The sequence below is a fragment of the Stenotrophomonas sp. RS-48 genome (genome assembly GCF_030053245.1).
In the GTDB taxonomy this organism is placed as follows: domain Bacteria; phylum Pseudomonadota; class Gammaproteobacteria; order Xanthomonadales; family Xanthomonadaceae; genus Stenotrophomonas; species Stenotrophomonas maltophilia_P.
The window spans coordinates 97,189-121,268 of the sequence record NZ_JASGBV010000048.1; the positions used below are offsets into that span (position 1 = coordinate 97,189).

Annotated in this window: 17 protein-coding genes; 5 read left to right on the plus strand and 12 right to left on the minus strand. The window is 67.2% G+C overall.

Going from position 1 to position 24,080, the window contains the following annotated elements; all coding sequences use genetic code 11:
- Positions 1–54 precede the first annotated feature (54 nt).
- Positions 55–1,386, plus strand: a complete 1,332-nt coding sequence (locus QMZ25_RS10345) for an Nramp family divalent metal transporter (protein ID WP_053517819.1) — start codon at positions 55–57, stop codon at positions 1,384–1,386.
- A gap of 66 nt (positions 1,387–1,452) precedes the next feature.
- Here QMZ25_RS10345 and QMZ25_RS10350 read toward each other — a convergent pair whose 3' ends face one another.
- The 4 genes from QMZ25_RS10350 to QMZ25_RS10365 all read right to left on the minus strand — a co-directional run bounded on the left by QMZ25_RS10350 (position 1,453) and on the right by QMZ25_RS10365 (position 5,757).
- On the minus strand, positions 1,453–1,779 hold the full coding sequence (locus QMZ25_RS10350) for a thioredoxin family protein (RefSeq protein ID WP_053517820.1): 327 nt from the start codon (positions 1,777–1,779) through the stop codon (positions 1,453–1,455).
- Positions 1,751–2,230, minus strand: coding sequence for a flavodoxin (locus QMZ25_RS10355; protein ID WP_253118617.1), 480 nt, complete (start codon positions 2,228–2,230; stop codon positions 1,751–1,753). Before QMZ25_RS10355 ends, QMZ25_RS10350 begins: the two co-directional genes overlap by 29 nt.
- 13 nt (positions 2,231–2,243) lie before the next feature.
- Positions 2,244–3,284 (minus strand): ribonucleotide-diphosphate reductase subunit beta, encoded by a 1,041-nt coding sequence (locus QMZ25_RS10360; protein ID WP_053517822.1) that lies wholly within the window; start codon positions 3,282–3,284, stop codon positions 2,244–2,246.
- A gap of 109 nt (positions 3,285–3,393) precedes the next feature.
- Positions 3,394–5,757 carry a ribonucleoside-diphosphate reductase subunit alpha gene (locus QMZ25_RS10365; RefSeq protein WP_065182934.1) on the minus strand — a complete coding sequence of 788 codons (2,364 nt, stop codon included), beginning with the start codon at positions 5,755–5,757 and terminating at the stop codon, positions 3,394–3,396.
- 432 nt (positions 5,758–6,189) lie between these two features.
- Here QMZ25_RS10365 and QMZ25_RS10370 point away from each other — a divergent pair, with 432 nt between their 5' ends.
- Positions 6,190–7,167, plus strand: a complete 978-nt coding sequence (locus tag QMZ25_RS10370) for a zinc-binding dehydrogenase (protein WP_283219579.1) — start codon at positions 6,190–6,192, stop codon at positions 7,165–7,167.
- Positions 7,168–7,221: 54 nt separating this feature from the next.
- On the opposite strand, the gene betT is transcribed toward QMZ25_RS10370, so the two are convergent.
- The 4 genes from betT to QMZ25_RS10390 all read right to left on the minus strand — a co-directional run bounded on the left by betT (position 7,222) and on the right by QMZ25_RS10390 (position 10,459).
- Complete coding sequence (betT, locus tag QMZ25_RS10375; protein ID WP_053517828.1) at positions 7,222–9,201, minus strand: choline BCCT transporter BetT; 1,980 nt, start codon at positions 9,199–9,201, stop codon at positions 7,222–7,224.
- Positions 9,202–9,338: 137 nt separating this feature from the next.
- Positions 9,339–9,719, minus strand: a complete 381-nt coding sequence (locus QMZ25_RS10380) for a VOC family protein (protein WP_065175235.1) — start codon at positions 9,717–9,719, stop codon at positions 9,339–9,341.
- 66 nt (positions 9,720–9,785) lie between these two features.
- A complete protein-coding gene (locus tag QMZ25_RS10385; protein ID WP_065175236.1) occupies positions 9,786–10,106 on the minus strand; it encodes a multidrug efflux SMR transporter in 321 nt (106 codons plus the stop codon).
- On the minus strand, positions 10,106–10,459 hold the full coding sequence (locus tag QMZ25_RS10390) for an SMR family transporter (protein WP_053517832.1): 354 nt from the start codon (positions 10,457–10,459) through the stop codon (positions 10,106–10,108). The genes QMZ25_RS10385 and QMZ25_RS10390 overlap by 1 nt, the downstream gene beginning before the upstream one ends.
- 112 nt (positions 10,460–10,571) lie before the next feature.
- On the opposite strand from QMZ25_RS10390, the gene QMZ25_RS10395 reads away from it, so the two are divergent.
- Entirely contained in the window at positions 10,572–11,423 is an 852-nt protein-coding gene (locus tag QMZ25_RS10395; RefSeq protein ID WP_065175330.1) for a LysR family transcriptional regulator, read from the plus strand.
- 73 nt (positions 11,424–11,496) lie between these two features.
- Here the strand turns inward: QMZ25_RS10395 and QMZ25_RS10400 are convergent, their stop codons facing one another.
- Positions 11,497–12,417, minus strand: a complete 921-nt coding sequence (locus tag QMZ25_RS10400; RefSeq protein ID WP_111185920.1) for a M14 family metallocarboxypeptidase — start codon at positions 12,415–12,417, stop codon at positions 11,497–11,499.
- A 130-nt stretch (positions 12,418–12,547) separates the two neighbouring features.
- Here QMZ25_RS10400 and QMZ25_RS10405 point away from each other — a divergent pair, with 130 nt between their 5' ends.
- Together QMZ25_RS10405 and QMZ25_RS10410 are read left to right on the plus strand one after the other, a co-directional pair.
- Positions 12,548–14,629 (plus strand): TonB-dependent siderophore receptor, encoded by a 2,082-nt coding sequence (locus QMZ25_RS10405; protein ID WP_345782730.1) that lies wholly within the window; start codon positions 12,548–12,550, stop codon positions 14,627–14,629.
- A 68-nt stretch (positions 14,630–14,697) separates the two neighbouring features.
- Positions 14,698–16,470, plus strand: a complete 1,773-nt coding sequence (locus QMZ25_RS10410; RefSeq protein ID WP_283219587.1) for a chloride channel protein — start codon at positions 14,698–14,700, stop codon at positions 16,468–16,470.
- Between the two features lie 15 nt (positions 16,471–16,485).
- Here the strand turns inward: QMZ25_RS10410 and QMZ25_RS10415 are convergent, their stop codons facing one another.
- From QMZ25_RS10415 to QMZ25_RS10425, 3 genes are all read right to left on the minus strand, one after another.
- Positions 16,486–16,776: a hypothetical protein gene (locus QMZ25_RS10415; RefSeq protein WP_053517836.1), complete on the minus strand. Its 291-nt coding sequence runs from the start codon at positions 16,774–16,776 to the stop codon at positions 16,486–16,488.
- Between the two features lie 123 nt (positions 16,777–16,899).
- Positions 16,900–17,739 carry an OmpA family protein gene (locus tag QMZ25_RS10420; protein ID WP_053517837.1) on the minus strand — a complete coding sequence of 280 codons (840 nt, stop codon included), beginning with the start codon at positions 17,737–17,739 and terminating at the stop codon, positions 16,900–16,902.
- Positions 17,740–17,801: 62 nt separating this feature from the next.
- On the minus strand, positions 17,802–24,023 hold the full coding sequence (locus QMZ25_RS10425) for an ESPR-type extended signal peptide-containing protein (RefSeq protein ID WP_283219581.1): 6,222 nt from the start codon (positions 24,021–24,023) through the stop codon (positions 17,802–17,804).
- Between the last annotated feature and the right edge of the window lie 57 nt (positions 24,024–24,080).

The following is a 24,080-nucleotide window of genomic DNA, read 5'->3' on the forward strand; positions in this document are numbered from 1 at the left end:
TAAAGACGATTGTTTCACATTGCTATTGGATATAGCAGTGGCTATATTAAGCGCATGAACACCCTGGCGCCCGATGACCCTTCGGCCCCTGCCCCGGCCAGCCTGGGTGCGCTCAATGCCTCGGTGGCGGTACCCGACAAGGGCCACTGGTGGTTCCGCCTGCTGGCGTTCCTCGGCCCGGGCTACATGATCTCGGTCGGCTACATGGACCCTGGCAACTGGGCCACCGACCTGGCCGGCGGCTCACGCTTCGGCTACCTGCTGCTGTCGGTCATCCTCGTGTCCAATCTGATGGCGGTGATCCTGCAGGCGCTCTCGGCGCGGCTGGGTATCGCCACCGGGCTGGACCTGGCCCAGGCCTGTCGCGCGCGCTACCCGAAGCCGGTCAACCTGGCCCTGTGGGCGCTGTGCGAGGCAGCCATCATCGCCTGCGACCTGGCCGAGGTGATCGGCACCGCCATCGCACTGAAGCTGCTGTTCGACCTGCCGCTGCTGTGGGGTGCAGTGATCACCGCGCTGGACACGCTGCTGGTGCTGCTGCTGATGAACCGCGGCTTCCGCGCGCTGGAGGCCTTCGTCATCGCGCTGCTGATGGTGATCTTCGCCTGCTTCGTGGTCCAGATCGCGATGGCCGCGCCGCCTGTCATGGCGGTCCTTGGCGGCTTCATTCCACGCGCACAGGTGGTCACCGATCCGCACGCCCTGTACATCGCGATCGGCATCATCGGCGCCACGGTCATGCCGCACAACCTGTACCTCCACTCGTCCATCGTGCAGACCCGAGCGTATCCGCGTACCGACGAGGGTCGCCGCAGCGCGCTGCGCTGGGCGGTGACCGACAGCACGCTGGCCCTGACGCTGGCACTGTTCATCAATGCCAGCATCCTGATCCTGGCCGCGGCCGTATTCCATGCCAACGGTCGCTTCGACGTGGAAGACATCGAGCAGGCGCATCAGCTGCTGGCACCGATGCTGGGCGTGGGCGCCGCGGCGACGCTGTTCGCGGTGGCACTGCTGGCATCGGGCCTGAATTCCACGGTGACCGCGACGCTGGCCGGGCAGATCGTGATGGAGGGCTTCCTGCGCCTTCGCCTGCCGCCCTGGCTGCGGCGGCTGCTGACCCGGGCGCTGGCGATCATTCCGGTGGTGGTGGTGATCGTGCTGTTCGGCGACCAGGGCGCGGTGAAGCTGCTGGTGCTGAGCCAGGTGGTGCTGTCGATGCAGCTTCCGTTCGCGATCATTCCGCTGGTGCGGATCGTGACCGACAAGGTGACCATGGGCGCACTGGTGGCGCCGCGGTGGCTGGGTACGATCGCCTGGTTGATCGCGCTGGTGATCGTGGCACTGAATGTGAAGCTGCTGGTCGATACCTTCGCCGCCGCCTGACGGCCGAGGGCCGCCACCGGGCCATGCTCGACGCACGCGTGCAGCGCTGTCGAGCCTGGCCCCGCTCTACAGATGCAGGGCGATGGCGGCCTCGATCTGCTGTGGCGACTGGAATCCGGCCAGGCGGATGCGTTCGTTGCCGTCACGGAACAGCGCAAGCGTTGGTGTCTGGCGCAGCCCCAGCTCCCTGAAGAAGGTTTCACCCAGCACTTCCAGCTGCACCCGCAGCAGGGTCATGCCCTGCCCCGCGCCGCTGCTGGCGACACGCTGCAGGGACATCTCCAGCATCCGGCAGCCCGGGCACTGGTCCTTGTGGAAATCCACCAGGACCCGGGGATGTTCGGCCAGCAGCTGCTGGAGCTGCTCAGGCGTGGTGGCGTCGATGATCTGCATCGGTGGTACTCCGGTAATGGGCCAGGACTGCGTCGGTCCAGGCGTCGATGGCGGCGGCGTGGCGTTCGCCGTGCGGCATCTGTTCAATCTCCAGCGGCGGGTAGCTGCTATGGAAGTAGCGGATCAGGCGGTGCACGGCGCCGCAGTAGTACTCCTGGCCCCACTGTGTCTCGCCGGTGCCGAACACCGCCACCTGTCGCGGCCACTGACCCTGCCCAGCAATGCCGGCCACCCACGCCTTCATCTCCGCCGGTGTGCGCCCGGCGTTGTCGGTCCAGCTGCCCAGCAGCACGAGGTCGGCTTCATCGGCCGCCAGCGGAGCCGGCTGGCGCAGGTCGTCGGCCTCCTGCCAATGCACCGCGTGACCCGCCGCGCGACACCGCTCGGCGATCTGCCGCCCCAGCTCCCGGGTATTGCCACTGAGCGAGGCGACCACGATCAGGATGCCCAGCGCCGGCCCCCGCTCAGAGATCGTCGAAGCCGTTGTCGACGTTGGTCTTCTTGTAACTTGCATTGCGCATCTCGAAGAAGTCGGTCTTGGTTTCGGTGAAGTTGTCGGCGTAGGCCTTGATCCACGGCATCACATTGTCGGTCGTATCGCTGTACAGCCGCTCGATGCCCAGCATGCCGGCCATCTTGTTGGCGCGGTACTTCACGTAGCGCACCATCTCGTCCACATCGATGCCGTCGATGCCATCCAGCACTTCCGACGACCATTGCGTCTCCAGCGTGATGGCATGCTCGAAGGCGCTGTGTACGTAAGCCGTCAGCTCGTTGGTCTGCAGTTCCGGATTCTCGCCGACGATGGCCCGGATCACCTCGCTGATGAACTTGGTATGGGCCAGCTCGTCGCGGTTGATGAAACTGATGATCTTGCCGGTGCCGGTCATGCGGTTCTGCCGCACCAGGTTGTAGAAGTAGGCGAAGCCGGAATAGAAGTTGATGCCCTCCAGGATCGACGACTGGATCAGCGACTTCAGCAGCGTCTCCGCGGTCTTGTCGCGCATGAAGTCGTCGTACGCCTGCATGATCGGCGCGTTGCGACTGATGATGGTCGGATGCGTGCGGGCCAGTTCGAACACCCGGTTCTGGTTGGGCAGATCGGTGATCGACGCCAGCACATAGCTGTAGCTTTCGTTATGTATCACTTCCTGCTGGCCGATGATCGCCGCATTGGCATGCGCGGCCGGATCGGTGATGTACTCGGCGACGTTGTAGATGAACCGGGTCTGCGGCGAATCGAGCGTGGCCAGCAGGCCGATGATCGAGTCGTAGGCGTTCTTCTCGCGTCCGGACAGTTCACCGTACTGGCGTGCGTCCAGCTTCATGTCCACTTCGTCGGGGATCCAGAAGTTGGTCGACAGTTCCTTGTACGCCCGATAGAACGAGGGGTACGGAATGTCGTTCCAGTTCAGTATGCCGCTGGTGCGGCCGTTGATGATGCCGGTGCTGCGATTGGGATGGCGTGGTTCAAGGATCTTGATGCGGTCAAGCGGCGTTGCCATGGTGTTACCTGCTGAGGATGGCGCCGGGCCGTGCCCGGCGGAATGTACGGTGGCCGCGCGGTGCGCTCGCCGGGCATGGCCCGGCGCTACCGCGGCTGGGGCGCAGCGATCAGCTCGAGCACCACTCGCATTCGCTGATGTCGATGTCGTTGGAGCGCACGTAGTAGGTGGTCTTCAGTCCCGCGCGCCATGCGCTCAGGTGCAGCTCCAGCAACGTGCTGGCACGGATGGTGCTGGGCACATACAGGTTGAAGCTGATCGACTGGTCCACATGGCGCTGGCGCCGGGCGTTCTGCCGGACGCTGGCGAACTGGTCCACCTTGTAGGCGCCCTTCTCGTAGTACGGCCAGGTCTCCAGCGAAAGCCCGGGGGCCGCGACCGGCCGTCGGAAGTCCTTCTTCTCCTCGTAGTAGAACGCGCTGTAGATGGGATCGATCGAGGCAGTGGAACCGGCGATCTGGGCGGTGCTCATGTTCGGCGCGACCGCCAGCAGCCAGCCATTGCGCAGGCCATGGCGGGCCACCTCACGCGCCAGGCGCTCCCAGGCCGCATCACGGTAATCGCGGTCGCTGAAGTAGCGGCCGGTGTGCCAGTCGCTGCCGGCGAACATCGGATAGTGGCCCTTCTCTTTCGCCAGTTCGGCACTGGCCTGGATGGTCAGGAAGTTGATGCGTTCGTACAGGCGGTCGGCCAGCGCCTCGGCCTCCGGCGATTCCCACGGGATCGCCTGCTGCGCCAGCAGGTGATGCCAGCCGAACGTGCCCAGGCCGATGGCCCGGTACTTGCGGTTGGTGATCGTGGCCTGCGGCACCGGCAAGGCATTGAGATCGATCACGTTGTCCAGCATGCGCACCTGGATCGGGATCAGCCGTTCCAGCACGTCCTTCGCCAGCAGATCGTCCGGCGCGGTGACCGCCCGTCCGAGATTGATCGAGGACAGGTTGCACACCACGAAATCGCCGGCGCGGCGGGTGGTGACGATCTGGTCGCCGCTGACGATCTCCTGGATCATCCGCGTCGGGCTCATGTTCTGCAGGATCTCCGTGCACAGGTTGCTGGAATAGACCATGCCCGCATGCTTGTTCGGGTTCCTGCGATTGACTTCATCGCGGTAGAACAGGAATGGATTGCCGGTCTCCAGCTGGCTGAGCATGATGCGCTTGAACAGATCGATCGCGCGCACGGTGCGCCGGCTGATGCGCTCGTCGGCCACCAGCTCCGCGTAGCGGTCGCGGAAGCTGCCCGCACCGCGCGTCTCATCGTAGAAGTCCTGCAGGTACCAGCCCTTGGCCTGCTTTACCTCATGCGGGTCGAACAGGTACCAGTCGGCCCGACGCTCGACCGCCTCCATGAACAGATCGGGGACGCAGACCGACGTGAACACATCATGCGCGCGCAGGCGCTGGTCGCCGTTGTTCAGGCGCAGATCGAGGAAGGCCTCGATGTCGCGGTGCCAGATGTCCAGGTATACCGCCACCGCGCCTTTGCGCTGGCCGAGCTGATCGACCGATACCGCGGTGTTGTTGAGCTGCTTGATCCAGGGCACTACGCCGCCGGACGAGTTGGGCACACCCCGGATCGGTGCACCGCTGCTGCGCACGTAGCCCAGGTAGGCGCCGACACCCCCGCCGTGCTTGGAAACCCGGGCAATGTCCGTATTGGAGTCATAGATGCCCTGCAGGCTGTCGTCCACTGTATCGATGAAGCAGCTGGACAGCTGTCCACCGACCTTGCCGGCGTTGGCCAGCGTCGGCGTGGCCACCGTCATGTACAGGTTCGACAGCGCCCAGTAGGCCTCGCCGACCAGCTGCATCCGCCGCTCACGCGGCTTCTCCTCCTGCATGAGGTACAGGGCGATGGTCAGCCAGCGCTCCTGCGGCAACTCGTACACCTCGCGGCTGCGGTCGCTGGCCAGGTAGCGCGTCGCCAGCAGGTACAGGCCGTTGTACGCGAACAGACGGTCGCGGTCGGGATCGATCATCTCTCCGGCCTGCTGCAGCTCCTCCTTCGAGTAGCAGCGCAGGATGTCATTGCTGTAGACGCCACGGTCGGCCAGGCTCTCCTGCAGGCCTACGTACGAGCCGTACTTCAGGCTGACATCGTAGAAGCGGTTGCGGCTGGCGCGCTTGTACAGGCGGCGCAGGTAGATGCGGGCGGCGAACCGCTCCCAGTCCGGCGCGACCAGGTCCACACGGGATTCCGCCTCGCGGATCAGCAGGTCCACCAGGTCGTCGGCACTGATGCTGGGCTTGCGCTCAACCATCGCCTGTACCACGCGGCGGTAGTCGGCTACGTCCAGCTGCGGGAACTCGGCATGGATGGCGTCGATGCTGCGCTGCAGGCGCCCGGCGTCGAACGGCAGGCGTCGGTTGCCGGCCTCCTTGGTGATCCAGGTCGGCACGCGCTCGCCACCGGCGCGCAAGGCGTCGCCGGCGCCGGCCGGATCGGCCGCGCGGTAGGTGTATTCGGTCATGGTCCTGCGTCTCCAGGCTCGCACGCACGATTGCGCCGATGCCATGGCGGCCCTGCACGCGATACCGGCGCACGGGGCGATCGGGTGGGATGCCAAAGCGCGGGAACACCAGATCGTCGGCAAGTGCCTGCGCCTGCGGCCGGTATCCGGGCCGTGGGGGCGACCTGAGTCCGCACGAGGGCGGCCGCGTCGACACGGCAAGCCTTCAGGGGCGGGCCGCGGGACGTGTCTTGCATCGTCCGGCGGCGGCGGCTGACCGGGAGTGACAGCCCCAACATAGTGGGGATAATCGATATCGTCAACACAAGATGCAGTAAATAGCGCCCTCCGCGACGAACCGTCGCAGGATGCCGTGTTGCGTCTGCGCCGCCTTGTCGACGCCGCACGCATCCCCACTTCGATACAACCTCCACTTTCCGCGGAACATCCCCCATGCGCGCTGCCCAGTACTCCTCCTTCGGTGACCCGTCCGACGTCCTTGCCGTCGCCGAGGCCGCCCTGCCTGAACCTGGTCCTGGCGAGGTGCGCATCCGTACCGTGCTCGCCTCCATCCACAACCACGATCTGCTGACCGTACGCGGCCTGTATGGCTACAAGCCGACGCTGCCGGCGATCGGTGGCAGCGAGGCACTGGGCGTGGTCGACGCGGTTGGCGACGGCGTCGACGGCCTTCGGGTCGGTCAGCGTGTCGCTGCCGCCTCGGTGCACGGCACCTGGGCCGAAGCATTCATCGCGCCGGCACGGATGGTGATTCCGATGCCGGAATCGATCCCCGATGAGACCGCTGCGCAGCTGATTGCCATGCCGCTCAGTGCGCTGATGCTGCTGGAATTCCTGCATGTCGAGCCAGGCCAATGGATCGTGCAGAACACCGCCAATGGCGCGGTCGGCAAGTCGCTGGCGATGCTGGCGCGGGCACGTGGTGTCCATGTGGCCAACCTGGTGCGCAACGCCGATGCAGTCGCGCAGCTGCAGGCGCTCGGCATCGATCATGTATTCGATACCTCGGTGGACGGCTGGAAGGACCGCGTGCGTGCAGTGACCGGTGAAGCGCAGGCGGCGGCCGCCGTGGATTCCATCGGCGGCGACGCCAGCGGTGACCTGGTCGACCTGCTCGGCCACCACGGCACGCTGGTGTCCTTCGGCGTGATGAGCGGCGAGCCCATGCGCATCCCCGCCGGAGGCCTGATCTACAAGGAGGCCACCGTGAAGGGCTTCTGGGGCAGCAAGGTCAGCCAGGCGATGGCGGTGGACGACAAGCGACGGCTGGTGGGCGAACTGCTGCAGCGTGCAGCCGGCGGCGAACTGACGCTGCCGGTGGAACAGGTGTTCGCACTCGATGATGTCGCCGCGGCGGTCAAGGCCGGCGCAGGTTCCGGCCGCAACGGCAAGGTGCTCTTGCGCCCGTGATGGCGTGGCTGCGCGCCACCACCGACCGCCGGGTCATGCCCCGGCGGTTGCACGTCACCGGCTCAGGTGCAGGAACTGCAGGTGCCGCTCGTACTGGCTGATGATGTCGTTGATGATCTGCTTGCGGCTGTATCCGACCAGGTCGTAATCCTGGCTGCCTTCGAACAGATGCACTTCGGCGCGGTAGTAGCGCTGGTTGCGCAGCTGCTGGGCGGCGAACGACGGCGTCAGGTAGCCGCGGAGGATCACCCGATACAGGAAGTCCTGCTGCTCGCCATGGTTGACCGAAAGTTCCATGTCGCCGGCTTCGATGCGGGTATGCACATCCCAGCCCTGCCCGCGCAGCTGCTCGGCCACGGCTTCCATCGCCGGTTTCACCGTGTCATCCATGAAGCGGTAGACCTGGTCGCGCACCGGGAAGTGCATCGCCTGGCTCAGGCGCTGGCGCCAGCCCTGGTGGTGGCGATCGTCGCCGATCAGCGGCGATGGCCGGTACTGCAGCGCGCGCTTGCGGTGCGATTCGTCACTGAAGGCTCGGGTGAGGCCCCACATCATCAGCAGCAGCACCGCCGAGAATGGCAGTGACGCCAGCACCACCGCCGACTTCAACGCATCGATGCTGCCCGCCAGCAGCAGGCCTGCGGTGAGCACGGCGATCACCGTGCCCCAGAACACGCGCAGCCAGCGCGGGCCATCGTCTTCCGGAGCGCCGCCGTGCGACGACAGCGTGGACAGCACCACCGCGCCCGAATCGGCCGATGTCACGAAAAAGATGAAGCTGACCAGCACGGTCACCGCGATCACCGTGCGGCTCCACGGATAACCATCAAGCAATGCGTACAGCACGGTCGGTGGGTCATCCACGGCCAGCTGTGCCAGCTGCTGCTGGCCATGGTGCAGCACCTGGTCCAGCGCGCTGTTGCCGAAGATCGACAGCCAGGCCAGGGTGAAGCCGAGCGGAATCAGCAGCACGCCGAACACGAATTCGCGGATGGTACGTCCGCGCGAGATGCGGGCGATGAACAGGCCGACGAACGGCGCCCAGCCGATCCACCAGGCCCAGTAGAACACCGTCCAGCCGCCCAACCATGCCGGCCGTCCGCCATAGGCGTACACGTCAAAGCTCTTGCCGACCACGCTGCCCAGATAGTCGCCCAGGTTCTGCATCAACGTGCCGAACAGGTATTGGGTGGGCCCGGCGAACAGCATGAACAGCACCAGCGCGATCGCCAGCAGCATGTTGATGTTGGCCATCCAGCGGACCCCCTTCTCCACGCCGGACACTGCCACGGCCACCGCCGCCCCCATCATGCTGGCGACCAGGGCGATCTGCACGAAGTTCGAGTGCGGGATGTCGAACAGGTGCGACAGCCCGGCATTGAGGTGCAGGACACCGAAGCCCATGTCGGCGCCGATGCCGAACACGGTGGCGACGATGCCCAGCGCATCCACGGTGTAGCCGATCGGGCCGTTGATGCGCTTGCCGATCAGCGGATACAGCGCCGAGCGCAGCGCCAACGGCAGGTTGTGGCGATAGGCGAAGTAGGCCATGGCCATTGCCGCCAGCGCGAACACGCCCCAGCCATGCAGGCCCCAGTGCAGGAACAGCAGCTGCATGGCCTGGCGCGCGCCGGCCTCACCAGCGGCGGGATCGCCCTGCGGCGGCTGCAGGTAATGGGTCAGCGGCTCGGAGACACAGAAGAAGAACAGGGTGATGCTGATGCCCGCGGCGAACAGCATGCCCGCCCAGGAGAGATAGCTGAACTCGGGCTCGTCATGGTCGGCACCGAGCTTGATGCCACCATACTTGGACAGCGCCACGCCGACCACGAACACCAGATAGAGGGTCATCGCCAGCAGGTAGTACCAGCCAACGTTGAGTGCCGCCCAGTCCTGGGCGCTGAGCAGCAGGCGACCGGCACCGATTGGATAGAGGCTGACGAACAGCGCGAACGCCACGACGATGATCGCCGCGAAGGCGAATACAGGCCGCAGGGTGCGCACCGGGGATTGTTGCGGCTCCAGGGCTTCCACGGGGCGGCGTTCTCCGGTCGATCAAAGAGTGAGCCGGCGGATTCTGGCTGAACGGCGGTGGACGCAGGATGAAGTGCTGTCGCGCGATGACAGCACAGGGACAGCACGCGCGTGGTATCACGCGCGCGCCGCGAAGTTCAGCGCATCACGTGCACGGCGCACAACTTGTTGCCGTCGGGATCGCGCAGGTAGGCCAGGTACAGCTGCCGCCCGGCCTTGTGGCGTACGCCCGGCGGATCTTCGATGGCGCTGCCGCCGTGGGCGATGCCTGCGTCCTGCCAGGCGTGAACTGCCTGCGGAGTCTCCAGCGCGAAACCAATCGTGCCGCCATTGGCGTGGCACGCCGGCTGGCCATCGATGGGCGGGGTCACGATGAACATCCGCCCGTCCTTGACGTAGACCAGTTTTCCATCTTCATCGGTCATGCCCGGTCGGCCGCCGATGGCTGCGAACAGTGCGTCGTAGAAGCGGCGCGAGACCGCAAGATCATTGGAACCGACGGTGATGTGGCTGAACATGGCGGCACTCCGTTGCGGAAAAACCGCAGTGTCGGACAGCGCGCTCCGGTCTGCAATCGTCGCCGCTCATGCGGTACTGAGCAGAAGCACCGCCCCCGTCACCAGTGCAATGCCGATCCAGCCGATGGGCCGCAGGCGATTGCCGAACAGCAGGCGCCCGCAGGCAGCGGTGCCGATCACGCCGATGGCACCCCACAGCGCATAGGCCGTGGCCAGGTCCAGGTGGCGTACTGCCTGGCCCAGCAGCGCGAAGGCGATCCAGACCATGACGACGGCAGCGACACCCCATTGCCAGCGGCGGAAGCCTTCAGACTTGGCCACCATCATGTTTGCCGCGACGTCGATCAGTGCAGAACAGATCACGAAGAACAGTGCCGTTGTGTTCATCAGTGCGCCTCCCCAAGGGTGACGCAGACAATGCCGGCCACCGCCAGCAGCAGGCCGGCCAGCTGCTGCATCGACAGGCTCTCGCCGAACACCGCAATGCCGACCAGGGTCAGCAGGGTCAGCCCCAGCCCCTCCCACACCGCATACGCAACGCCGACCGCGATGCGCCGTACCGACAGCGCCAGGAAGTAATAGGACAACGCCAGCGCCCCGGCCATCACCAGGTAGCCGGTCCAGCCACCGGCGCGGGCGGCATGGGCCATGAAGGACGTGCCGACCACTTCGGCGACGATCGCCACGGTCAGGCAGGCCCAGGCAATCAGGGGGCCTGGGGCGGGAACACGACGGGTCATGGGAAAACTCCAGTAGGATTCACAGCGCCCGCTGACAGGGGCGATGGCGTCCAGTATCATCGCCATTTACGATGGATCAAAAATGGAATCCATCGATATGAGCGATGGATCGATGCCCTACTCTCCTGAATCCCTGCAGGCGTTCGTCGAGGCTGCCGCACTGGGCTCCTTCTCGGCTGCCGCGCGGCGCCTGCGCAAGACGCAATCGACGGTCAGCACCGCCATCGCCCATCTGGAAGCCGATCTGGGCGTATCCCTGTTCGACCGCAGCGGGCGCTATCCGCAGCTTACCGACCCGGGGCGGCAGGTGCTGGGCCATGCCCAGGAAATCCTGGCTGCCGATGCGCGCCTGCAGCAGCTGAGCGTGCGCCTGGCTGCACCTGTCGAACCCCGGCTGACGGTGGTGTTCTCCGATGTTTACCAGCTGGACCCGGCGCAACAGGTGCTGCAGCGTTTCGCTGAAGCCTTTCCCGAAATCGAACTGGAGTGGCTCGACGCTGAAGGGCACGATGTGCTGGAACTGGTCGGCAGCGGCCGCGCCGGACTGGGCCTGCTGCCTCGCCAGGAGCGCTATCCGGATGCAGTGATCGCACAGCCCCTGGCCCATCACAGCGAGCTGGCGGTGTATGTCGCGCACGGACACGCACTGGCCGCGGCCGGTGCGCGCGCCGCACCGCAGCTTGCCCGCCATCGACAGATTCGCTTGAGCGCACAGGTCGATCACGCGCGTGCCGTCGCCGGCCCGGCCTGGACCGCATCGGACTACCTGATGGTGATGGAAATGGCCGAGGAAGGCATCGGCTGGGCCGAACTCCCGAGAGCGCTGGTGCAGCGCTACGACCGCGGACACCTGGTGGAACTGGCCCTGCCCGGTTGGCCGCGGCGCATCCACAGCGACCTGGTGTGGCGACGCGACACGCCACCCGGGCCGGCCGCACTGTGGTGGGCCGACGCACTGCGGTAGCGCCGGGCCGTATCGGCCCGGGATGTATCAAGGTTGTTGCAACCGCAGCCGCGCATGGGCTCGGCACTCCCCCTCAGCGATGCGCCAGTGCGTAGTCCAGCGCGGAGCAGACCGCGGCCACCTGCGCGTCGTTGCACTGCTGCGGCGTGGCGCGCGGGCTGTCCGGGTAGACTTCGGTGGTGGTGGTGTACGGCGCACCGGTGATGCCGGCACAGAGGGCCAGTTCCACCAGCGGGTACTCGATCACGCCATGGGCCACCACCGGAGAGCCGATGATCTCGCCCTTGTCGTCGGCCGGTGCAATGTGGGTCACCTTTTCCACCGCCGCGATCACGGCCTGCTGGAACGCCGGCTGCGGATTGGCGCTGTCGTCCACCAGGTAGAAGCCATCAGGAATCAGGCCCGGTTCGAACGGCTTGCCGTCGCGCGCCGCCAGCGCAGGGCGGAACTCGCTTTCATCGCTGTCGGTGGTCTCATGCAGATCGATGTGCAGCACGAACTGGCCCTTGAGGGGTTCGATCAGCTCGATCAGCGCGGTTGATTCGCGAGCCGGACCACCGGCACGGAAGTTGCGGTTCGGATCGATCGCGTCGAAGTTCCAGCGGTTGATGCGCTCGAAGCCCCACGGGTTGACGCACGGTGCCACCAGCAGGTTGGCCTTGCCCGCGTAATCGGCCGCGTGCTTTTCAAGGAACTCCAGGGCACCCATCACGCCACTGGTTTCGTAGCCGTGCACGCCGCCGGTGACCAGCGCCGCCGGCAGCGCCGGGTTCCAGTCGCGGCTGCGCAGGGCGAACAGGGTATAGGTCTCTCCCGCGTAGTCGAGCTGGCCGTAGGCCACCTTGTCGAAGCGCGCTGCCAGTGCCTCGATGCGCGGCAGTACTTCCTCGTCGTAGCGGCGCAGGCGCTGCTGGCGCGCACGCCACTGCTCCCGTTCCGCCGCTCCCCACGGCTGGCCAGGGGTTCCGACGGGATAGAAGACAGCTGCAGGCATGACGGATCTCGGTGAGTCAGGAGGCAATCATTCACTTTACCACCCGACCCCGGAGGCCATCGGCCTTCGATTCCATTCACGAATGGAATCAGCAATAATTCTCATTTACCACCTTCCCTGCGCCGTCCAGATGCCCCTCCACACCCCGAAACCGGCCCAGCTGCCCTTGGTGGCAGCCCTCGCCCTGTGCCTGATGCCCCTTGCTTCCGCCCTCGCCCAGGACGCGCCGACCACGCTCGACAGCATCCAGGTCTCCGGCAGTTGGCTGGGCACCGGCCTGCATGACAGCGTCAAGAGCTTCGCCGGGGCACGTACGGTGGTCGATCGCCAGCGCATCGAGGCCAGTGGCGCGACCAGCATCGGCGACGCCATGCGCCGCATCCCCGGCGTGCAGGTCACCGACAACTCCGGCACCGCCGGCAGTTCGGTGTCGCTGAACATCGGCGTGCGCGGCCTCACCGGCCGCTACTCACCCCGCTCGACGGTGCTGCTGGATGGCGTGCCGCTGGCCGTCGCACCCTACGGCCAGCCCCAGCTGTCGTTCGCGCCGGCCAGCCTGTCCAACATCGAATCGATCGACGTCGTGCGCGGCGGCGGAGCCGTGCGTTACGGGCCGCAGAACGTGGGCGGCATCATCAACTTCAGCACCCGCGCCATTCCGCAGCAGAGCGGCCTGCACGGCGAGGTCGGGATCCGCTACAACGCCCATGACCATGGCGGCGGCGACAGCACCCAGTACAACACCTTCCTCGGCGGCACCAGCGACAACGGCCTGGGCGTCGCCCTGCTCTATTCCGGCCAGGACGGTCGCGGCTGGCGCGAAGGCAGCGACGACCGTTTCAACGATCTGGCACTGAAGTTCGCCTACGCCATCGACGACCAGCAGACGCTGCGTGCCAAGCTGTCCTACTACGACGTCCGCTCGCTGACGCCAGGCGGCCTGACCCGCGCGCAGTACGAGGCGGATCCGTTCCAGAACACGCGTCCCGATGACTTCTGGAAGGGCCACCGCACGGGCATCGATCTGGGCTACACCCACACGTTGTCCGACACCAGCGAGTTCGAGGTACTGGCCTATTACAACGAGAGCACCCGTGCCAGCTCGCTGATCAACGCTGCCAACACCCAGGTGAGCGTGCAGCCGCGCGACTACCGCGTGCTCGGCATCGAACCGCGCTACACCCAGCGCCTGCACTGGGGGGCAAGCGTGCACGACGTCACCGCGGGCTACCGCTTCCTGCGCGAGCGCGGCAACGACCGCAGCTACACGGTGACCCGCCGCACCGGCGCCGCAAGCCCCATCAACCGCTTCGACAATGCGACCGACGCCCACGCCTTCTATCTCGACGACCGCATCGCCATCGGCCAGTGGCGGATCACGCCGGGGGTGCGCATGGAATGGATCGACATGGACCGCCGCCAGGCCGATGGCGGCACCACCTTCAGCAGCCGCAACGACAAAGCCCTGCCCTCGCTCAACGTCGCCTACCTGTTGACCCCGCAGCTGACCGTGTTCGGCAACTACACCACCTCGTTCGGGCCGGTGCAGAACATCCAGCTGAACTCGCAGACCGCCAGCAATCCGCTGAATCCAGAGGTGGCCAGGACCACCGAGCTGGGCGCCCGCTGGCAGGACGGCGCGCTGCGCGCGGACGTCACGGTGTTCAGGATGCGCTTCGACAACCAGATCCTGCAGGTGCCGGGAATCACTCCTCCCACCTTCCAGAACATCGGTGCGACCGACCACAAGGGTGTGGAAAGCGCGCTCGAATACCGCTTCGCCGAAGACAGCGTGCTGGCCGGACTGGAACTGTACGCCAACTACACCTGGACCAAGGCGATCCAGCAGTCCGGTGACAACCGCGGCCGGGACGTGCCCTTCTACTCGCGCGACACCGACAGCATCGGCGCCCGCTATGCGCTGTCGGCCTGGACCTTCAATGTCTCCAGCACGCACCAGAGCGGCCAGTTCTCCGACGCTGCCAACACCTGGCAGGAAAGCGCCGATGCACGTGTGGGCCGCGTGCCGGGGGTGCGGCTGTGGAATGCGCAGGTGGCCTGGCAGGTTCCGGGGCTGGGCGACAGCGAGATCACGGCCGGCGTGAACAACCTGGCCGACAAGCGCTGGTACACCCGCAATGTCGACGGCAATGCCGGGCGCATGGTGGCCGCGCCACGCACCTTCTACCTTCAGGGACGCTACCGCTTCTGATGCGGTAAATGCCCGATGCGGTGACGGTGACGGTGGCGATCACGATGGCGGCGTATCATGCCGCCACCATGGCCTCCACGGTTCAACCATCGCGCCTGCATCTGGCCTTCCAGGGCCTGCGACTGCGCCTGCGTGGCAGCGACCTGTGGTTCATCGCACTGGCGTTGCTGGTCGGCCTGATCGCCGGTGGCCTGACGCTGCTGCAGTCGGACATCGCGCGCGGGCTGCAGAGTGCGCTGTACGGGCTGGAACCCGGCATGCGCCTCAGCTCCCTGCCCGCGCTCAGCTGGACCGCCCTGCTGGTGCTGCCGCTGGGCGGCCTGCTGGTCGGGCTGGTCAGCTTGGCGGCAGCGCGGCGCAAGCGCCCGCTGCTCGACGCGGTCGAGGCCAATGCCCTGCATGGCGGTCGCATGTCGATGCGCGACAATCTGATCGTGCTCACCCAGACCCTGCTGTCGAACGGCTGCGGTGCGTCCGTCGGCCTTGAGGCTTCGTATACCCAGATGGGTGCGGGCAGCGGCTCGCAGCTGGGCCGTGTCATGCGCCTGCGCCGCAATGATGTGCGCATCCTGGTCGGTGCCGGTGCCGCCGGCGCCATCGCCGCGGCCTTCGGGGCTCCGCTGGCCGGCGCCTTCTACGCGTTCGAGATCGTCATCGGCGCCTACACGCCCGCCGCTCTCGCGCCTGTGGCCCTGGCCGCACTGGCGGGTGCATTCGTCGCCGACCAGGCCGGCATCGAGGCGTACCTGCTGCCCGCAGCCTCGACCATCGATGTGCGCGCCGCTGACTACGCGATCTACGGCCTGCTCGGTTGCTGCTGCGCCATGGTGGGGATCGGCGTGATGCGACTGATCGCCTCCATCGAAGGCGTGGTCAAGCGCAGTCCACTGCCCCTGTGGGGGCGCCCGGTGGTCGGCGGCCTCCTGCTGATTCCACTGGCCATGGCCAGCCCGCAGGTGCTTTCCTCCGGTCACGGTGCGCTGCACCTGGACCTGACCACGCAGCTGCCACTGATCTGGATCGGCGGCCTGCTCGCCCTGAAGCTTCTGGCCTCGGGCATTTCGCTGGGCTTCGGCTTCCGAGGTGGTCTTTTCTTTGCGTCGCTGTTCATGGGCACCCTGGTCGGCACCCTGTTTGCCGGCCTGCTGGCGACGGCCACCGGCGTGCCCGTGGTTGATGCCACGTCCGCGGCGCTTGCGGGCATGGCCGCGTTGGCCGCCGCAGTGGTCGGCGCGCCGATGACCATGGCCATGCTGGTGCTGGAAGGCACCCACGACTTCCTGCTGACCAGCGTCGTGATGAGCGCGGTACTGGTCTCCAGCACACTGGTCCGCCAGTGGTTCGGTTACTCGTTCTCGACATGGCGCATGCATCTGCGCGGCGAAACCATCCGCAGCGCACGCGACGTCGGCTGGATCCACACCCTCAACGCCGGGCGGATGATGCGCAAGGGCGTTGCCACCACTCCGGCCGGGCTGGATGCCGCTGCGTTCCGCCAGCGTTTCCCGCTGGGCTCCGGCAGTCGCGTGGTCCTGATCGACAGCGAAGGCCACTACGCCGGCATCGTGCAGATTCCGCGCGTCTACGCCGACGGCGTGAAGCCGGAGACACCCGTTGGCGATCTGGCCGAGAACCGCGAGGTGTCACTGTTGCCGGGCGCGGATGTGGTCAGCGTGATGCAGTGCTTCGACCGGACGCAGGCCGACGAACTGGCCGTGGTTGCCGCCGATGGCCAGCTGCTGGGCATTGTTTCCGAGGCCTTCGTGCGCAGGCGCTACGCCGAGGAGCTGGACAAGCGCCAGCGCGAACTGATGGGCGAGCGCGTCGAAGACGCCGATTGATCGCCCGCCCCGCTGCTACAGCGCTTCGCCGGCATCGGCCAGCCGCGACTCGATCAACGCGTACCATTGCTCCAGCATGTCGATCAGCATGTCCAGCTCTGCATCGGCACGCTGCGCCCGGCCACTGCGCAGGCAGGCCTGGGTTTCCTGCAGCTGGGCCAGGAACCCGGCCACGGTATCGGCCTGCAGGATCAGGCCCGGCAGGCGCCGCCCGGGGATGCGCACGACCGCATGATTGCCGAGCTGGCCATACACGCTGAGGGTGGTTTCCGTCTTCATGGACAGAGGCAGGAATTGGGCGTTCATCGCGTGCACCGTATGAAAACCTGAGCCACCGGCAGGGGTGGACGACGGGGGAGACGTGGCCACGTCCTGCCGGTGGTCAGGGGGGACTCGGGATGCCGGGGCATGGCCACGGCGCGGGAGACTTCAGCGCGGGTGCGCGATCCCGACGATCTGCACCCGGCGATTCGGCGCAAGGCACGCGATCAGCTCGCGACGGTTGCGCTGTGCGCACTGCACGATCGGTTCAGCCGCGCCGCGCCCTTCGGCACTGATGCTGCCCGGCGGCACTCCGCCCTGCACCAGGGCCGTGCGCACCGCTTCGGCCCGCTTCTGCGAGAGTTGCTGGTTGTAGCTGGCCGCACCGATACGGTCGGTGTAGCCGACGACCTGGATCGACTGCACCTTGCTGGCCTCACGGACCTGCGCCAGGATGCCCTGCACCGCCTGCTGGCCCTCGGCGCTGAGTACCGCGCTGTCGAAACCGAACAGTGCATCGGCGGCCAGGCGCAGCGGCTGTTCGGGCAGTGGCGCGGGTGCCGGCGGCGGCGGTGGTGGCCGCGGCGGGTCGAGCACGGCGGCGCAGGATTCGGGCTTCCAGTAGCCGGCCTGGGCGATGCCCTTGTTGTCGAAGCGCACCTGGAACTGGCAGGTGAAGTACTCGGCGCCCTGTGCGGTGCGGAAGTTGAACAGATAGTTCCACTCGCGCACGCCCCACATGCCTTCGTTGAAGTGCGGCGTACCCAGCAGGCTGTACAGCTGCCGCTTGCTCATCCCGGGCGCGAAGCGGCGCAGGTCGGCGATGTCGGGATAGGTACCCTCCTTCAGCGACGCCTTGGAGACTTCCGGGAAGGCCACTGCAGTGGCCTCCGCCGGACCCTCACCGGCGGGCGCGTGGCTGCGGCAGGCGGCCAGCAGGCCGGCGGCGAGGATCAGGCCCAGCGACGCGGCGATGCGGCCAGCGCGGGCGATGCGATGCTGATTCATGTCATTCCCCCTGTAGACGTTTGCGCGGCAACCGGGCCGCGATTGCGGCCCGGCTACGGCGGTTACCACTGGATGCCGGCACCGACAGCCACACCGGCCTCGCCACGGCTGTTGGTGGAGCCGCTGAACTTGTAGATCCAGCGGCCTCCTTCCGAGACACCGGACAGGCCCACCGCCACGCCCGATTCGCCGTTGTAGCTGCCGGCGGCGAACGAGGCCATGCTGCGACCCGCTTCGCTCGGCTGCGGCAGCGAGGCCGTGGCCATGGCCGAAGCGATGCCGGCCGAAGCGCGGTTGTCGGTCCTGCGCAGGTCGCGCTCGAAGCCGCCCATGCGCTCGTCGGTATAGGCCTTCGACCAGTCCAGAGTCTGCGCCATGCCGGACTTCAGCTGGTCGACATTGACCGCGTCGGTGCCTGCCGTACCGGCGGCAACGTTGCGGACCGTCGTCGGGCCGCTGGTGCTGCTGCCGAGAGTGACACTGTTGAAGTTGGTGGCTCCGTTGACGGTGGTGTCGTAGCGGATGGTGCCCTGCTGCGAGGCCTGCAGCTGCCGCACGTTGACCGCATCGGTGGCCTGGGTGCCGTCTGCCACATTGACCACCTGCCGTTCGGCGCCGCTGGCCCCCACCGAAACCGTGTTGGCACGGTTGGCCACCGACCCTGCGCCCAGGGCCACCGAGTTGTCGGCCTGTGCCTGCGAGCCGTTGCCCAGGGCAGTCGAGTTGGCACCGGCGGCCGTCGATCCTGCACCACCGGCTGCGGAATTGGCGCCCGTCGCGGCCGGATCGGCCAGGTTGTTGCTGTTGTTGGCGCGGAAGCTGCCGGCGACGTTGGTGATGTTCTGGATCTTCTGGTCGGTGTAGGCCTTGGACTGATCGATGGCATAGTTCACGCCATTCTTCAGCTGGCCGACATTCGTCGCGTCGTGATCGTCCGAGCCGTCGGCAACGTGGGTGATCTTGCGTTCACTGCCGCTGCTGCCGACCGACACTTCGCCTGCCGAATTGCTGGCACCCGTCTGACCATAGGCACCGGTATAGCCGCTCTGCGCGCCGACGCTGGCCACCGAGCCGGCACCCAGTGCCACGCTGTTGTCCGCGCTGGCGTTGGCACCGTTGCCGACTGCCACGGCCGAAGCACCTGCCGCACTGGCCTGCGGACCCACCGCCAGCGCCTCCGCACCTGCCGCAGCGGCCGCCGCGGCGCTGGAGTTCACTGCCAGGTACGGGCTGCCGCCACCGTTGGTGATGCGCTGGTTGAGCACCCTCAGCGAACCGTCCACCGCGGAGAACGCCGCGGTGACGTTGCTGTAGTCGTTGGCAGTCAGGGTGCCGTCGGTGGCGATGCTGGAGATGCTGAACGACGGCGCGGTCCACAGATTGGTGGTGCCGTCGAAGGCCGTGCTGCCACCGAAGTAGCTGGCGATGGTCGAGTTCGTGCTGAACAGCTGGTCGCCGGTGATGGCGTCGCTGCTGCCTGCAAGGATGCTGCCGGCCGCCACGTTGGTCACCTTCACCGCACCCGTGCCGGTACCGCTCAGGGTGACCGTGTTGACGACGTTGCCACTGCCATCGACATCGTACTTCACCGCGCGCTTGTCGATATCGTCGGTCTGGTCGGCGACATTGGCCAGCGAATTGCTGACCGCGTCGAAGGCGGTGCCGACGTCGTTGTAGCTGCCCTGGCTGATGGTGCCATTGGCGGCGATGTTGTTGATCGTGTAGGTCGGCGCGGTCAGCACACCGGCCGCATTGACCGCCGCGCCGCCCCCGAGATGGGTGGCGACGGCCTGGTTGGCAGCGAACAGCTGGGCACCATTGATGGCTTCGCTGCTCGTGGCGCTCACCTGGCCCGGGCCGAGGTTGCGCAGCGTGGTCGCCGTGCCGCCCTGACCCAGCGTGGCGCTGGCGTAGTTGACGCTGCCATCGCCATTGAGGTCGTAGCGCAGCGCGCCTTCCTCCGAGGCCTGCAGCTGGCCCAGGTTCACCGCATCGGTGGCAGCCGTACCGGCGGCCAGATTCGTCACCTGGCGTTCGGCACCCGCGGCACCGATCGACACGCTGTTCGCACGATCAGCCAGGCTGCCGGCACCGACCGCGATCGCGTTGGCAGCCGTGGCGCGGGCGTTGGTACCGACCGCGATGGAGTCGGCACCGGTGGCCACTGCCTCCACGCCCGTGGAGTTCACCCGCAGGTACTTGGTGCCGCCGTTGCGGATATCGTTGATCTGCGTGTTGAGATTGACCAGCGAACCGTCGACGGCGTCGAAGGCATCGGTCGCATTGTTGTACAGGCCCTGCGCGATGGCGCCGTCGGTGGAGATCGTGCTGATCTCGAACAGCGGCGCGGTGAAGGCGCCACTGACCGGATCGAAGGCGGTGATGCCACCGAAGAAGCCGGCGATGGCGGCGTTGGTGGTGGCCAGCTGCCCGCCGTTGACGGCTTCCAGGCTGCCGGCGGTCACCGCACCCGCGGCGAGGTTGCCGATGGTGGTGGTACCCGTGCCGTTGCCGAGCGTGACGCGGCGATAGTCCGGATTGCCTGCGCCATCGAGGTCGTACATCACCGCGCCGGCCGAAACATCATCGATCAGGCTGATCGCGCCCTTCAACTGGGCGACGTTGACCGCATCGGTATTGGCGCTACCCGCAGCCAGGTTGGTGATCTGGCGCTCGCCACCGTTGGCGGTACCCACCGAAACTTCACCGGCAGAGACCTGGGCAGCGGTCAGGCCATAGGCGCTGTAGCTGGCCTGTGCGCCGCGCAGCGCTGCGGAACGGTAGCCCAGCGCCACCGAATTGGCCTGGTTCGAGGTCGCCTCCGCACCCAGCAGGGTCTGGCCGTTGGCAGTACCCACCGCGCTGTCGCCGACAATCACCGAGTGGCCCATGCGCGCGGCGTAGTCCGCAGTCGGCACGCCGGTTGGATTGGTGGGATCGTTGGGACCGGCTCCCGGGAACGCCACGTTGGCATCCACCTTCGGCAGCTCATGGCGGGCATTGGCGCCGATCACCACTTCCTTGGAGCCGTTGGCGAAGGCACCGTCACCCATCAGCACCTGGTAATCCTGTGCGGCGTTGACCGCCCAGCAGGAGATGTCGGCCAACGCGATATCCAGGCACTTGGCGGCCCATGCCGGCGAATCGGTCGGCAGCAGCAGGCCCAGCAGGCCACCGGGGTTGCCGTTGTTGATGTTGTAGATGTAACTGTCGGAGGTGACGCCACCGATCAGGGTCAGGTGCGAGCTGCCACCGGTCACCGCGCCGCCCAGGCCATTGAGGGTGCTGCCGACCGGTGACAGGTTCACGACCGGCAGGCCGAGCACGTTGATCGTGGAGTAGGCCTGCATCACGTTCGCGTTGCTGAGCTTGAGATTGCCGTTGTGCAGATAGCCGTCACCGCCGAACAGGCTGCTGGTCGTCGGGCCGATCAGCTGGCCGACGTTGCCGACCAGGCCACCGGTACCGATGATGAGTCCCGCATTCGGATCAGCCGGAGCGGGTGCCTTCGGGCTGTCCGGCGGAATCGCCGAGGGCTGGGTCAGGCCCAGGCCACCCAGCGTGCCGCCCACCAGCCCGCCGACTGCGCCGCCGAGATTGTTGACGGTACCGTTGAGGTTGCCCTCCAGCAGGTTGCCCACCGCACCGCCGACGTTGCCGAGCGTGCCGGTGAGTACGCCGTCCAGCCCGCTGCCCGGCGTGGTGCTGCCACCCCCGAGCAGGCCACCGACAACGCTGCCGACCGAGCCGACCGTATTGTTGAGTGCACCGCCCACGGCACCTCCGATGGTGCCGACGGTGCCGTTGAGCACACCACCCACCGCACCACCGACTGCGCCGACCGTGCCGTTGAGCACGCCTCCGACTGCACCGCCGACTGCGCCCACGGTGCCGTTCAAAGCACCGCCTACGGCGCTGCCGACTGTGCCAACGGTGCCGTTAAGCGCACCGCCGACTGCACCGCCGACCGCGCCGACAGTTCCATCCAGGACGCCACCGACCGCACCTACAGTGCCGTTCAACGCGCCGCCTACCGCGCTGCCGACCGTGCCGACCGTGCCGTTCAGCGCACCGCCGACTGCACCGCCGACCGTGCCGACAGTTCCATCCAGGACGCCGCCGACCGCACCTACGGTGCCGTTCAGAGCGCCACCCACGGCACTGCCAACCGTGCCGACGGTGCCGTTGAGCGCACCGCCAACGGTGCCGACGGTTCCATCGAGGACACCGCCGACCGCACCTACGGTGCCGTTCAACGCGCCACCCACAGCACTGCCAACCGTGCCAACCGTGCCGTTGAGCGCACCGCCAACGGTGCCGACGGTTCCATCGAGGACACCGCCGACTGCACCCACGGTGCCGTTCAGAGCGCCGCCTACGGCGCCGCCGACCGTGCCGACGGTGCCGTTGAGCGCACTGCCGACGGTGCCGACAGTTCCATCCAGGACACCGCCGACTGCACCACCGACAGTGCCGATGGTTCCATCGAGGACGCCACCTACGGCACCCACGGTACCGTTCAAAGCGCCGCCTACGGCGCTGCCGACCGTACCGACCGTGCCGTTGAGCGCACCGCCCACCGCACCACCGACGGTGCCGACGGTTCCATCGAGGACGCCGCCAACCGCACCCACGGTGCCGTTCAACGCGCCGCCAACGGCGCTGCCGATCGTGCCGACCGTGCCGTTGAGCGCGCCACCCACCGCACCACCGACGGTGCCGACGGTTCCATCGAGGACACCGCCAACCGCACCCACGGTGCCGTTCAACGCGCCGCCTACGGCGCTGCCGACCGTGCCGACCGTGCCGTTGAGCGCGCCACCCACAGCACCACCGACGGTGCCGACGGTTCCATCGAGGACGCCACCTACAGCACCTACGGTGTTGTTCAACGTGTCGCCCAGGGAACCACCGACGTTGCCGACGGTGCCGTTCAGTACACCGCCCACCGCACTGCCGACCGTACCGACAGCACCGTGGAGCGTGCCGCCCACTGCGCCACCCACGGTGCCGACAGTGCCGTTCAGTACACCGCTCACCGCACCGCCGACGGCGCCGACGGTTTCGTGTAGCGTTCCGCCTGCTGCGCTGCCCACCGTGCCGACCACGTCGTGCACTACGCCACCCACCGCACCGCCGACCGTGCCGGCAGCTCCGTGAAGCGTGCCACCTACTGCGCCCACGGTGTTATGCAGCGTGCCGCCCACTGCGCCACCTACGGTGCCGACGGTTTCGTGCAGCGTCCCGCCTGCTGCGCTGCCCACCGTGCCGACTACGCCGTGCACTACGCCACCCACCGCACCGCCAAGATCGCCCAGGGCGCCGTGATGCAGGCCTCCGAGACCGAGCGTGCTGGCCTGCGCACTCACGACGGTCCGGCCCGCGAGCTTCAGGTTGCGATCGGCCACCACGTCCTGGCCACCCGGGCCCTGCACGCGCACCTTGCCGGCGACGCCTGCATCGAACGCCGCCGTGATCGCGCGATCATCGGTCTCGCCCGGCAGTTCTTCCTTGGCGGGCAAGCTCACCGCTGCGGTTGCGGAGGCCTTGCCCTGGCCCTCGATTCGATGTCCGGCGATGGCCAGATGCGAGTCGGCGTTGCCGTCGATGCCGGCCTTCAACCCGGACAATCCCTGCGAGGACGTCGTGATACCCGCTGCCGCCTTGGCGCCGGCACCCACCGATGCCACCGGGGCACCCGCGATGCCGACCCTGGCCTTTGCCTTCGCATCGGCCGTCAGCCCCAGCGGCGAAGCGGAGCCGGAGGAAACGTTCGCTGCCAGTGAGGTATCCACCTGGGTACCTGCTCCGATGCCGAGCTGGGCCCGCACATCAGCGGCCAGCGCTGGCGTGGGCACATGCTGCGGCGATGCGTTCGCCCCCAGCTTCACCTGCACGGCGGCCGGCAGGACCTCGTGCACCAGCGGCAGCGAGGCCGTGCTCAGCTGCAGGCCCACACGCGTATCGGCACTGATCGCAGGCGTGGCCTGCGCCTGTCGCGCGGCTGCAGCCAGGGCGACTTCGGCATCGACCTTCACCGGCAACGTCTGGGTGTACTTGGCCGCCAGCGCCTGCAGATCGCGCAGCGACTGGTTGGATTCGGTTGCGGATGCCGGCCCGCTGGCCAGCACGCACAGCAGTGCAAGCGCAAGGGCGCTGGGCGTCAGCAGGGAGGTGCGCGGATCGCGTGATGCGGTGCCGCCGCTATCGCCGGTGGCCAGTTCCGAGGCCACAACCAGAGCATTGAGCTGGCGGTTCCATACACGCCGGTAGATGCGGTTCATGAGCATTTCCCCCGTAGGCGAACAACTTGAATGACAGTGGACTTGCCGCTAGGCAGG